This is a genomic window from Paenibacillus sp. An7, assembly GCF_009870785.1.
GTDB lineage: Bacteria > Bacillota > Bacilli > Paenibacillales > Paenibacillaceae > Paenibacillus.
In genome coordinates, this window is the sequence record NZ_WTWX01000004.1 from 211,526 (window position 1) to 223,040 (window position 11,515).

An 11,515-nucleotide genomic window follows, 5' to 3' on the forward strand; every position below is an offset into this window, starting at 1 on the left:
TAGGTTGCTTTTTTTGTGGTTTGTGATCTTGACTTTGATATAGATGATTTTCACGGTGGACAAAGACATATGCATATACTGCGGTAACATACGTTTTCGTTTTCTCATAGGAGGGATAAGGATGGAACGGTATGGATATCAGGAATTAGTAAATGACCTGGAAGAAATCTGCTCGGGCAATCCTGGGATAAGATACGGTGTAATCGGAAAAAGCGTGATGGGGAAAGATATCCCCTATATTGCCATAGGGAAGGGGGAAACCCACCTACATGTTAATGCAGGGATGCATGCAAATGAATGGCTAAATGTTCCGTGTCTGATGTTTTTTGTGAAAAATTATATTAAAGCATTGAATGAAAGATCGACATTTCATGGTCATTCGCCGGAACTTTGGTTTGAAGAAATTACATTGTGGGTACTACCTATGTTAAACCCAGATGGGATTGAACTCGTACTCAGTGGACCTCAGGAAGACCATCCTTGGAAGCAAGAATTACTGGAGTTAAATGGGGGAGAGACTGATTTTTCTAACTGGAAAGCCAACATTCGCGGTGTAGATTTAAACGATCAGTTTCCCGCCTTTTGGCAGGAGGAGGCAAGCCGGCGAGAGAAAACTAGGCCCGGTCCAAGAGATTTTGGGGGAGAGAGCCCTTTGTCTGAACCTGAATCTGTTGCTTTGGCAAGCTTCACAAAAGAAAGAAAGTTTGATGCGGTTATTGCTCTTCACAGCCAGGGTCAAGAAGTATACTGGAATTATCGTAATGCGGAACCAGTTTATAGTGAGAACTGGGCTGTGCAGCTGGCTGATGCTGCCGGGTACAAAGCGGTGAAACTTTTCGGAAGTGATGCAGGATATAAAGACTGGTTTATTCTTGAGTTCAGAAGACCAGGATTTACGGTGGAAACAGGACTTGGTGTGAATCCGCTGCCCGTATCACAGTACGATACGATTGCTCAGGAAGTGGAGCGGATTATGGTGACCGCGATGACGCTCGTGAGTGCAAAACAAAACGGTGAATAGGATGAAGAAGGCGCAGGAGGGAAATGATACATGCCCTCCGTATGCCTTCATTATGCTATGATAATCATATTCTGAACTAAGGAAGGAGTACATGACAATGAAATGGAGAAGATTATTTTCATTAAACAGATGGTCCCATGTTTTTAGACGTTTACCTGCATTGCTCACTTCTTCTAAGGTGTCGATGTTTGATAAAATGTTATTTCTTGTTCCTGCTCTTTTGTACTGGGTTCTGCCAGATGTGCTGCCGTTCATGCCCATTGATGATATCGGTGTGACGATGCTGCTGATGAACTGGTTCGTGACAAGAGCAGAGCGTAAATATTCAATTAATGCTCCTAGTGATCTAAGTAATCGGTAAAAATGAGAGGTTATTCCTTGCGATTTAAGCTGTTCTTGATTAAAATATATTGTATTGTCAATGGACAGGCTTATCATCTTCACATTTAATGCCTGAAGCACTGATCACTATTTATAGATTCTAGGAGATGAATATACATGAAAGTAAAGATCACTCGTAACGCTGCAAAAGTATTGAAACGCGAACTGGACTTACCTGAGAATGAAGGGAAATTGGTACGCGTTCTGATTACGCTGGATCATGGCGATCACGTGCATTATGGTATTGATTTTGATACACAAAAAGAAAATGATGAACTTGTTTCCACAGATAAAGAAATTGATGTTTTGCTTGAAAAAGGAAAACCAATGCTTGAAAATATTAAAGTGGACTACCTTTATTTTCCAAGAGAAGGTTTTGTAATTACAGACCCTTCACAAGGGAACAATATTAATCATTAAGCCTTTGGTGAAAGAAGAAGGGGAATAAATGGCTAACGATATTAGAGTATGTGAGAAATGTAAGCACATCAAGCTGAAAAGTATGGTTCCAAAACTACAGAAGATGGCTCCTGATGCTGATATTAAGATCGGATGTAAATCTTACTGCGGTCCTTGCGGTAAACGTGCATTTGTGTATATCAATGGACGATATATCAGTGCCCCTACCGAAGATGAAGTGCTTGCGAAAGCAGCTCCATTTATAAAAAAATAAAGACCACTGCATAACCAACCTACTTTCAAACCATGCTAAGATTGCAGCAGGATTTTGAGAGAAGGAGAGTGGTTTTTAACAATGAAGCACGATCATTCCAGTTTGCAATCTTCCACTTTGGTTGCCCAGGCTTCGAGTTCCGTCAAGAAACTGCACCATGCAGTAACTGCGGCGGTATCTCAGCCTACAGAAGAGCTCGTACAGCAGGCACAGAATCGATTGGTTCGTACCGAGAATGCGGTGAGAGCAGCTGAGCAGCAAACCACATATAGCGGAGTGGAATTTGCACAGGAGATTCTCTCAGAAGAGAAAGAACGTCTTTCATCCCTGAATGTGAGCAAGAAGTAAATATTCAGTGAGTAGCGGCTTTATCACCCTGCACACCCAAAAAAACCTGTCCGCACGAAGTGCGAACAGGTTTTTTGGTGTGTAGAAACATCACTCTTTAGCACGAAGCTTATGAATTAAGTTGTGTGTGATAAGCTGGTCTGATATGGATAATTCTAATTTGCTTTTTTCGTAAGATGGTTTGCACGCTTCGATATCGGTCTGTTTACCTGCGGGCAATTCATAACATGATCCATTTTCGAACTGACGATCCTCCGAAGGAATATATACAAGATCACTGTTTGCGAAAGCGCCGGTACGAAGTACAGTCATCCGTTTGGAGGTACTTAGTAAGTCCGATCCCATAAGGTAATTATCTTCGGTAGAGATGCCGAGCAGATGCAGAACAGTTGGGGCTATATCTATTTGTCCAGCAGGTTCAAGATAAATCCCGGCTTGGTCTCCATCTGGAAGGTGCATGAGCAAGGGAACCTGGTTCATAATTTGATGCATCTCAAGGTCGCTGAGTGATGTACCAAGAAATGTTTCATAATCTGCTTTTTCCTTGATGGAATTATCATGGTCTCCATAGACGACAAACAGGGTGTCATCCCACAGTCCTTCTTTCTTTAATTGTTCCACAAGTTCTCCTAGCGCTGCATCTACATAATGAATGGATTGTAAGTAATTCCCCATCATACTTTTCCCAAGAGAATCGGTGTTTAGTTCTCGCAGAGAAGCAGGCAAGCCATAAGGATGGTGACTGGTCAGTGTAGTCATAAAAGAATAGAACGGAGCCGGATTTTTCAATCGCTCTTCCGTTATATAATCGACAGATTGTTTGAAAAAAGACTTATCACCAAGCGACCAGCCTACAGCTTCGTCCATAATATAGTTATTGCGGTTCTTAAATTCATCGTACCCCATGTTTTTATACATCATATACCGATTCCAGAAACTGCTCTCATAGGCATGATAAGCGGCTGTATGGTATCCTTCGATGCCCAGGATCGATGAGAGAGCGTCGTATTCGTGATCCGGGTATCTAACAAAAACAGAACCCGTAGGGAGAGGATGCAGCGATATATTTGTCACAAAATCGGCGTCTGAAGTTCTTCCTTGGCCAGTTTGATGATAGAAATTTTTGAAATAAAGACTCTCCTTCATTAAGTTGTTAAAGTGAGGTGTGATTTCTTCTCCGCCAATTTCTTTACCAATTACAAAGTTCATGAAAGCTTCCACTTGAACAATGATTACATTTTTTCCTTTATATTTCCCAAAAGTCTCGGCCCGGATGGCTTTTCTTGCTTCTTCTTGTTTTTTAGAAAAATAAGCAATGGTTTCTTCCAGTTGTTCATGAGAGACCGGTGCCTGACTATTCATACGTTCTTTGTTGTAGCGATAAACATCGTAGCCATGGAAAGCAAGCAGACCGGTGACATTATAAAGAGTCATGTTCCACCAGTTTCCTTCAAAAAGTCCCGCAGCCCAAGTTTTGCTGGAATGCTGAATAGGTCCGACTGTGAGTACTGTGCCTAGAACGAGAGCGAGTACTCCGCTTACAAATCTGCTACGCAAAGAAACTTGCTGATTCGTTTTTTGTTTTTGTACAGAATAGAGAGAACTGCGATTTTTTCTGCCTTTTCGATATAAATGTATTACATAAAGCAGCCCGCCTATGGCTAACAAGATAAGATCTATAAAGAACCATAGATCACTGCTATAGATTAGAGAACGAATACTATCTCCGAGTGAGCCGACTTGTCCGGTCTGCAGCAATACCGGGACGGTAATAAAATCACCGAAATAACGATAATAGACAAGATCTGCAAAGATGATTCCCGTTAGAAGGAGGTTTAATAACGACAAAGTAAAGATCCGAATCCGTACAGGCAGCCACAATACCCAAAATGAAACGATGAGTAAGGAACCAGCGGCGATGACATAATCCGTTCGGCTCATATCTATATCTCTTGCGTTCAGTTCATCATGGAAATATCTGAGTTTTAGAATCATGATGATCAGAAATAGAAGATAAGGTAGATAACTTCTGAGCCAGGTGAACTTTTTTGGATGTGAGATGAGTATGGGGTTTGAGATGTTAGGCAATAGGTACCCTCCAAGTAAGCTTTTTCAAATTGAGATGTTGAATTTCCTGTCTTATTATATCGCCTTAAACCAGAGTAATAAACATCAAGGTCTACAAAGGAGAAGATATCGCTTTGTAATAACGACTTACTAAGGGGAAAATAAAAAAAGAGGGTAAACATTACGTTTACTCCCTCTTTGTGTATTTTACGACCGATCGGGTCTTGGCGGCAATGGACCCAAAAATTGATAAAATTGAGTTTCAATTCGACCATTGTACAATTTTCTGCGTTTGTCTGCTTTTTGATTGAAATGTTTTTCGAATGATGTAGTGGAGGTAATGGCAAAGAAAGACCATGTTGGCACTTCTGCCGCAACTCTCCCTAAGGAGTAGATCAGTCTTTCAATTTCCGTTTGCTCACCAATCCGTTCCCCGTAAGGTGGGTTTGTAATCAGACAGCCATAATCGCCTTTTAGGCGTACACGGGAAACAGGAAGAACATCAAGCTTAATTTCTTTTGCAAAACCGGCGCTTCTGACTGCCGCTTCTGCAACTTCAATAGCTTGCGGGTCAATATCACTGCCTGCGATTTGCAACGGTACGTCGTCTTTTACGAGGTCAAAGGCTTCTTCCCGTGCTTGGTTCCACACTTCAGCAGGGATAATCGGCCAGTGCTCAGCACTGAACGAGCGGCGCAGACCAGGAGCAATGTTCCACCCAATCATTGCAGCTTCAACCAGCAGGGTTCCAGAACCGCAGAACGGGTCATAAAACGGGCGATGCGGGCCCCATCTGCTTAGTTGAATAAGAGCGGCTGCGAGTGTCTCTTTAAGTGGAGCCTCGGTGACGAGTTTACGGTAACCACGTTTATGGAGACCGGCTCCGCTGGTATCGATCGTCAGCATAGCGATATCATTGAGCAAATGGACCTCGATGACGAGACGCGGGCCATCTTCCGGAAACCATTCCGTATGATGAGTCTGCTTTAATTTTTCTACAATGGCTTTCTTGACGATCCCTTGGCAAGCGGGAACACTGGATAATTGCGATTTATGGGAACGTCCTTGGACTGGAAATTCACCATCCGCAGGAATCCAGTCTTGCCAAGGCAGCGCTTTTGTTCCTTCAAATAGTTCATCAAACGTAGTAGCTTTGAATTCGCCCATTTTAATCAGGATCCGGTCAGCACTGCGCAGCCAAAGATTACATCTGGCAATATCAATAAAATCACCGGAGAACATCACCCGTCCATTCTGGGTGGTTACGTCGGTATAGCCGAGCAGTTTCAATTCTCTTGAAACGACGGCTTCTGTCCCCATTGGGGTCGTTGCAATTAATTGCAAAGGTTGCATAAAAAACGTCAACTCCATCTTGGTCATCACTGCTGCTTATGAAAGAAGCGGCAGGATTACCTTTCTTATATTTTCTTATATTTGAGTGTGTTCTTGCCTGATTGAATCAGGACCAGTACAATGATATACGCACCTTTCGTCTTTCGTCTAGAGTAGACAAAAACAAGGGTATATAAAACAAACATTTATTATAGAACAATTATGTCCATAAGGAAAGTAGAATGAAGGAGGAATTGAGTGAAGTGAATATTCATCCAGATGATTATGTAAATGATTTATATAAGGAAGATCCGCTCTTGGCTGAAGTCATCCAGACAATTAAGGAAAAAGGAATGCCAGAGGTATCTGTTGCCCCTGCCTATGGCCGATTATTGACGTTTCTCGTACAAACATCAGGAGCCAAAAAAGTGCTCGAAATTGGAGCTTTGGGTGGTTACAGCGGCATTTGTTTATCCCGAGGAATGTCTGAAGATGGGAAACTTACATCTCTGGAACTTAAGGAAGAATATGCGGCACTTGCACATGCCCATCTGACAAAAGCAGGATATGGGGAGAAAGTGGAATACAAGATTGGACCTGCAGCAGACAGTCTCGAAGAGCTCAAAAAAGAAGGGGAGAAATTTGATTTCTTTTTTATTGATGCAGATAAAGAAAACTATCCGGTATATCTTGAATACGCAATTCAGCTGGCAAATCCGGGAGCGATCATTGCGGGTGATAATTGTTTCTTGCGCGGCAGAACGCTGAACACAGAGAAAAATGGGCCTTCCGTTAAGGCCGTTCGTAAATTTAATGAAAGCATTGCGACTGATGAACGCCTGATGAGTACCATGCTTCCTGCTTATGATGGACTTGCTCTGGCGATCGTGAAATAGATTCGTCTAAAAGTTCATACGAAATTAAAAATAGCAGCACTCCCGCAAATCCATGAGCCCGGGGGTGCTGCTGTTTATACGTCTGCTTTTTCATAGTATAGTTTGAACACCAAGTCCTGATTGTAGTTGCCGAACCCTGTTCCAAATAAAGTAGCTCCTCCGATATGCTCGGCATCTTCTTCCACGGCAATTCGAAATGTCCACTGCTTTGATCGAATATCAACATCGTCTAGTGTAATATCTGAGATTTTGTGTCCATCGATAAAGGTGCCGTCATTGTTTACACGAAGTACCTTATACAGTCCATATTGGTTAATCTCATCCCACCACCAATCGGGTGTGAATTTGCCGCGTGATCCGCCAAAATCTCCAGGGCTCGTCCAAATACCAAGCCGTATTCCATTGAAGAAGAAAGAGATATCAGAAGGCCAATTATCATTAGCTGAAGGGGCTTCGGAAGAAATCTCAAAGGAAATCTCAAGTTCCGTAGGTTCTTCGCTTTTTAAAATGAAATTTGCAGTTCGATACTCTACATAACCTTTGGTAAACCATAAAATTTTTGCATTTACTCTTTCCGCATCTAGAAAATATCGGGGTTCGTCAAACATACCAATCACTTTTGTGGTTGTTGCAAGACCGCAGGTTGGCTCAACAACAAAATCACTATAATGACCTATGGATACGATGTATTCGTGGAATCTGCGGCGTGTTCTTTCTTTTTGAGGAAAGACGATTTCAATACCTTCCGTAGTCAGCTTGCACATTTTTTTAGTCCCGTTTTGACCCGAAACAAGACTGGATGTAATAATTCCTGCTTTCTCTAGCTTCTTCACATGCATCGTCATGATCGCACTGCTTAAGTTTAGAGCTTGTGCTAGTTCTTTTACGTTCATATCTTGGTGTGACAGCAGCTCGATCATTCGCAGTCTCACATCACTTGCAAGTGCCTCATATACAGGTAGATATAATTCATTGGTATTAATGATCATGAAAGTGAAGTCTCCTTCGGTCAATTGATGTTTAAGTATATATTTGGAATAGATGGATTAATTATATTATAAAAAGTCCAAGGATACTATGCTAAGGTTTCTATGATATGTGATCATATGTATCCTTATATCATACGCTAGTTGAAGTATAAAATAAAAAAGGATTTTCTTATCAAGCCTCACTTAGCCGCTTGAAGAAAATCCTTTTTTACAAACAAAATCAACGAGATCGATATAACGATGGTTATTGTGATCTAATAGATTTTCGTGAATAGAGTTTTGTCCGTACCCAAACCACATTAACGAGAAGAAGCACCCCTGAAATAATAAAGAGACCTTCAATTCCAATAAAACCGGATAAGAACCCTCCGACTACTGCACCAATCATATTTCCTAACGCCAGTGTACTGCTGTTGAATCCAAAGGCCCGGCTTTCCATTCCGTCAGGGGTATACTTGCGAATTAGAGAGTTGACGCTCGGAAGCAGTCCTCCCATAAATACACCCATAAGGAACCGGATCGCGACAAGCTGCCATACACTATGGACGAAAGCTTGAGGAATCAGAGTCAAGGCGGCTCCAATCAGTGCGAAAGTCAAGATACGATGGGATCCAACCTTGTCGCTCAGCTTACCAAGTAGAGGAGAAGTAATCATATTCGAAATTCCTGCTACTGCACTGACCACTCCTGCAAAAAAAGCAAGATTCTCTGCTGTACCATGGAGCTTAAGTACATACAGCGGCAAGAGTGACATGGGACTTACCATTGCAAACTGTAGGAGAAAAGTAACGGCAAATAACGCAGGTAACTGAGGCGCTTTTGTCAGTTCACGTAAACCTTCCAAAACGGACTGCTGGGGCAGATGCGAAGCTTCTTCCCGATCGAATTTTTCTCTGACCAAAAAGAGTGCCAGCATAGATGCCACAAAAATAAGCGAACCCGTAATGTAAAAAATAGGTCTAAACCCTACCAGATCGGCTAGAATACCGCCAATGAGAGGTCCAAGAATCGTACCTGCAACTTGTCCTGATTGAACCGTTCCCATGGCAAAACCCATTTGTTTCTTCGGTGTCGTTCCAGAGATGAGTGCTACAGCAGCGGGATTAAAGCCGGATATTGTACCGTTTAATAAGCGAAGGAACAACAGATGCCAGGGGCTCGTAGCGAGTCCCATAAGGGCAATTACAATCGCCATTCCGAATCCGGAGCGAAGCAACATGATTTTTCTGCCATATTTATCTGCGAGTTTCCCCCACAGAGGCTGAAAGATAAAGGATGTTAAAAAGTTAGCAGCAAAAATAAAACCTGCCCATAGTCCGATTTCTCGTTCACCCGTTACACCGAGGTCTTGAGCGAGGTAAAGGGACAAAAACGGAGTTACCATCGTCATGCCTGCGTTAACGAGAAACTGTCCGAACCAGAGCACAATGAGATTGACTTTCCATGATTTCAAGGCGCCAGTTCACTTCCTTTCTGCCGTTTCTTAAGTTGAGTCTTTCCATTACTTTAGTATAGCACACTAAATTTTAGTTATCGGTTAAGCCGTTTAATGACAGAAATACTTTACAACTTCTTCAGATGTCTTTCATATTAGCCTGAAAAGCTTCATCTAATTGTCAAGGGATGTTCGCTTTGCTATCCTTGTTACCCACTCATAAAAAGGGCATAATGAAGTAAATACTTTACAATAGGGGAGGCCCCAAAATGGCATACAATAATACGTTTATAGAAGCCAGCTTCAAAAGACAGGTAGATCGGTTGCCTGTATGGTACATGAGACAAGCGGGGCGCTATGACCCTGAATATCGGAAGATAAAAGAAAAATACACACTTTTGGAGATTTGTAAACAGCCTGAGCTTGCAGCTGAGGTGACAATGTTACCCATACGCAAGCTGGGTGTGGATGCAGCGATTCTATATTCTGACATTATGAATCCGGTAGCTTCTCTTGGTGTTGACTTTGATATCGTCAAAGATATTGGACCTGTCATCGATAATCCAATTCGCTCAGCAGCTGATATTGAACGTCTTAAACCCATTGATGTCGATAAGGATCTATCTCACATCATGGAGACAATCAGAATATTAGACCATGAACTTCAGGTTCCGCTTATTACTTTTGCAGGGGCACCTTTTACAATAGCAAGCTATTTAATCGAAGGTCGTCCGTCGAAGAGTTACATACGAACGAAAGAGATGATGTACAGCGAGCCCGCTCTTTGGTTTACATTAATGGACAAACTTGGAGATATGGTCATTACTTATGTTCGTCATCAGATTGAAAATGGAGGAAAAGCTTTTCAGGTGTTTGACAGCTGGGTAGGAGCGCTTGCCCCGCAAGACTTCAAATATTATGTACTGCCTACCATTACTCGTATCTTTGATGAACTGTCGGATCTAAAGGTACCTAAAATTTACTTCCCAGGCGTAAGTTCAGGTGAGCTGCTTCCTACACTGCATGAGGTCAAAGCTAATATTATTGGACTTGACTGGAGAGTCTCTATTACCGAAGGTCGCTTACGACTCGGTGAGAAATTTGCCGTACAAGGCAATCTGGATCCTTATGTGCTGACTGCCCCAATAGACACGATCAAGGAATATGCCAAAGATATAATTGATCAAGGCATTCAGTCTCCTGGCTTTATATTCAATCTGGGGCATGGTTTATTTCCAGAGGCTTCGATTGAGAAATTGAAAGAACTTACGGATTTTGTCCATGAATATTCAGAGCAAGCTATTCGTGCACAGAAGTCAACTGTATTTTAAATAAGACGACAAGGGATGGATGAGATAATGAATCAAATAGGTGTACTTGTCATGTCATACGGCACTCCTCAAAGTATGGAGGATATTGAAGCATATTATACACATATTAGACGCGGAAATAAGCCAACGGAAGAACAACTCTCTGAACTTACCGAACGATATGAAGCGATTGTTGGAGGAGTTTTTCCGCTTCGCGAGAATACGAACAAGCAAGTGGAATCATTAGAGCAGACTTTGAAAAAGGATGCTAGAACCGCAGGGACAGAGTATCGTTGTTATCAAGGTTTGAAGCATGCGAGCCCATTTATCGAAGATGGAGTAGATGCGATGGCAGCAGACGGTATTAAGAAAGCTATTGGAATTGTTCTCGCTCCTCATTACTCTACAATGAGTGTTGGTTCTTACAACAAGAGAGCTGAAGCAAAAGCAGAGGAACATGGGATCGACATGAGTTTTATTGAGTCCTATCATTTACATCCAAAGCTCATAGAGGCACTTACCATGCTAGTGGTTGCTAAGTTGAATGATTTTGAAGAGGCCGGAGCGATCCGTAAACATGTTCAGGTATTGTTCAGTGCTCATAGTTTGCCGTCAAAAATCGTAGAGATGGGTGACCCTTATCCAGAACAGCTGCTTGAGACTTCCAAAGTCGTAGCAAAACAAGCCGGGGTAGATCGATGGCAGTTCACGTGGCAAAGTGCAGGTCGTACAGCAACGCCGTGGCTTGGACCGGATATTCTTGATACACTGCAGGAACTTAGCAAAGAAGAGGTTGAGGATGTACTTGTCGCACCTATTGGTTTTGTATCCGATCATCTAGAAGTACTGTATGATCTGGATATTGAAGCAAAAGCAGTCGCTAAAGAACTGGATATGCGACTCATGCGCATCGATTCGCTGAATAGTGACCCGCTTTATATGGAAGCACTCAGTGATGTTATTATTAGACGTGCTGACGAAAAGTGGAATGCTTAATTAGCAATCTAATATAACGTGCGATTTACATTTTCATAGAAATAACTGCAAGGCTTCTCTCTATACG

General features: G+C 42.2%; 12 protein-coding genes. 8 read left to right on the forward strand and 4 right to left on the reverse strand.

The genetic code is table 11. The annotated features are described in order from the left end of the window. The first annotated feature begins 121 nt into the window (after positions 1 to 121). From GQY27_RS07835 to GQY27_RS07855, 5 genes are all read left to right on the forward strand, one after another. Positions 122 to 1,021, forward strand: coding sequence for a M14 family metallopeptidase (locus tag GQY27_RS07835; RefSeq protein WP_160032983.1), 900 nt, complete (start codon positions 122 to 124; stop codon positions 1,019 to 1,021). Positions 1,022 to 1,118: 97 nt separating this feature from the next. Next, complete coding sequence (locus tag GQY27_RS07840; protein WP_160032984.1) at positions 1,119 to 1,382, forward strand: hypothetical protein; 264 nt, start codon at positions 1,119 to 1,121, stop codon at positions 1,380 to 1,382. Between the two features lie 137 nt (positions 1,383 to 1,519). After that, positions 1,520 to 1,822, forward strand: coding sequence for an iron-sulfur cluster assembly accessory protein (locus GQY27_RS07845; RefSeq protein WP_160032985.1), 303 nt, complete (start codon positions 1,520 to 1,522; stop codon positions 1,820 to 1,822). A gap of 28 nt (positions 1,823 to 1,850) precedes the next feature. Continuing rightward, complete coding sequence (locus GQY27_RS07850; RefSeq protein ID WP_160032986.1) at positions 1,851 to 2,075, forward strand: YuzB family protein; 225 nt, start codon at positions 1,851 to 1,853, stop codon at positions 2,073 to 2,075. An 81-nt stretch (positions 2,076 to 2,156) separates the two neighbouring features. Continuing rightward, on the forward strand, positions 2,157 to 2,423 hold the full coding sequence (locus GQY27_RS07855) for a hypothetical protein (RefSeq protein ID WP_160032987.1): 267 nt from the start codon (positions 2,157 to 2,159) through the stop codon (positions 2,421 to 2,423). Positions 2,424 to 2,513: 90 nt separating this feature from the next. On the opposite strand, the gene GQY27_RS07860 is transcribed toward GQY27_RS07855, so the two are convergent. After that, complete coding sequence (locus GQY27_RS07860; RefSeq protein ID WP_236570529.1) at positions 2,514 to 4,511, reverse strand: LTA synthase family protein; 1,998 nt, start codon at positions 4,509 to 4,511, stop codon at positions 2,514 to 2,516. A 186-nt stretch (positions 4,512 to 4,697) separates the two neighbouring features. After that, on the reverse strand, positions 4,698 to 5,843 hold the full coding sequence (locus tag GQY27_RS07865; RefSeq protein ID WP_160032988.1) for a THUMP domain-containing class I SAM-dependent RNA methyltransferase: 1,146 nt from the start codon (positions 5,841 to 5,843) through the stop codon (positions 4,698 to 4,700). Positions 5,844 to 6,064: 221 nt separating this feature from the next. Here GQY27_RS07865 and GQY27_RS07870 point away from each other — a divergent pair, with 221 nt between their 5' ends. Next, on the forward strand, positions 6,065 to 6,718 hold the full coding sequence (locus GQY27_RS07870; RefSeq protein ID WP_201450703.1) for an O-methyltransferase: 654 nt from the start codon (positions 6,065 to 6,067) through the stop codon (positions 6,716 to 6,718). 74 nt (positions 6,719 to 6,792) lie between these two features. On the opposite strand, the gene GQY27_RS07875 is transcribed toward GQY27_RS07870, so the two are convergent. Next, positions 6,793 to 7,707, reverse strand: coding sequence for an ArsR/SmtB family transcription factor (locus tag GQY27_RS07875; RefSeq protein ID WP_160032990.1), 915 nt, complete (start codon positions 7,705 to 7,707; stop codon positions 6,793 to 6,795). 244 nt (positions 7,708 to 7,951) lie between these two features. After that, a complete protein-coding gene (locus tag GQY27_RS07880; protein WP_160032991.1) occupies positions 7,952 to 9,160 on the reverse strand; it encodes an MFS transporter in 1,209 nt (402 codons plus the stop codon). Between the two features lie 251 nt (positions 9,161 to 9,411). Between GQY27_RS07880 and hemE the strand changes: the two genes are divergently transcribed. After that, positions 9,412 to 10,473, forward strand: a complete 1,062-nt coding sequence (hemE, locus tag GQY27_RS07885; protein WP_160032992.1) for a uroporphyrinogen decarboxylase — start codon at positions 9,412 to 9,414, stop codon at positions 10,471 to 10,473. A 27-nt stretch (positions 10,474 to 10,500) separates the two neighbouring features. Next, positions 10,501 to 11,448, forward strand: a complete 948-nt coding sequence (gene hemH / locus GQY27_RS07890) for a ferrochelatase (RefSeq protein WP_442950888.1) — start codon at positions 10,501 to 10,503, stop codon at positions 11,446 to 11,448. The last annotated feature ends 67 nt before the right edge of the window (positions 11,449 to 11,515 follow it).

Coding starts and splice junctions, on each gene's coding strand:
- GQY27_RS07845 (WP_160032985.1), top strand. CDS start 1,520: ATGAAAGTAAAGATCACTCGTAACGCTGCAAAAGTATTGAAACGCGAA.
- GQY27_RS07865 (WP_160032988.1), bottom strand. CDS start 5,843: ATGCAACCTTTGCAATTAATTGCAACGACCCCAATGGGGACAGAAGCC.
- hemH (WP_442950888.1), top strand. CDS start 10,501: ATGAATCAAATAGGTGTACTTGTCATGTCATACGGCACTCCTCAAAGT.
- GQY27_RS07835 (WP_160032983.1), top strand. CDS start 122: ATGGAACGGTATGGATATCAGGAATTAGTAAATGACCTGGAAGAAATC.
- GQY27_RS07855 (WP_160032987.1), top strand. CDS start 2,157: ATGAAGCACGATCATTCCAGTTTGCAATCTTCCACTTTGGTTGCCCAG.
- GQY27_RS07870 (WP_201450703.1), top strand. CDS start 6,065: ATGAAGGAGGAATTGAGTGAAGTGAATATTCATCCAGATGATTATGTA.
- hemE (WP_160032992.1), top strand. CDS start 9,412: ATGGCATACAATAATACGTTTATAGAAGCCAGCTTCAAAAGACAGGTA.
- GQY27_RS07850 (WP_160032986.1), top strand. CDS start 1,851: ATGGCTAACGATATTAGAGTATGTGAGAAATGTAAGCACATCAAGCTG.
- GQY27_RS07875 (WP_160032990.1), bottom strand. CDS start 7,707: ATGATCATTAATACCAATGAATTATATCTACCTGTATATGAGGCACTT.
- GQY27_RS07840 (WP_160032984.1), top strand. CDS start 1,119: ATGAAATGGAGAAGATTATTTTCATTAAACAGATGGTCCCATGTTTTT.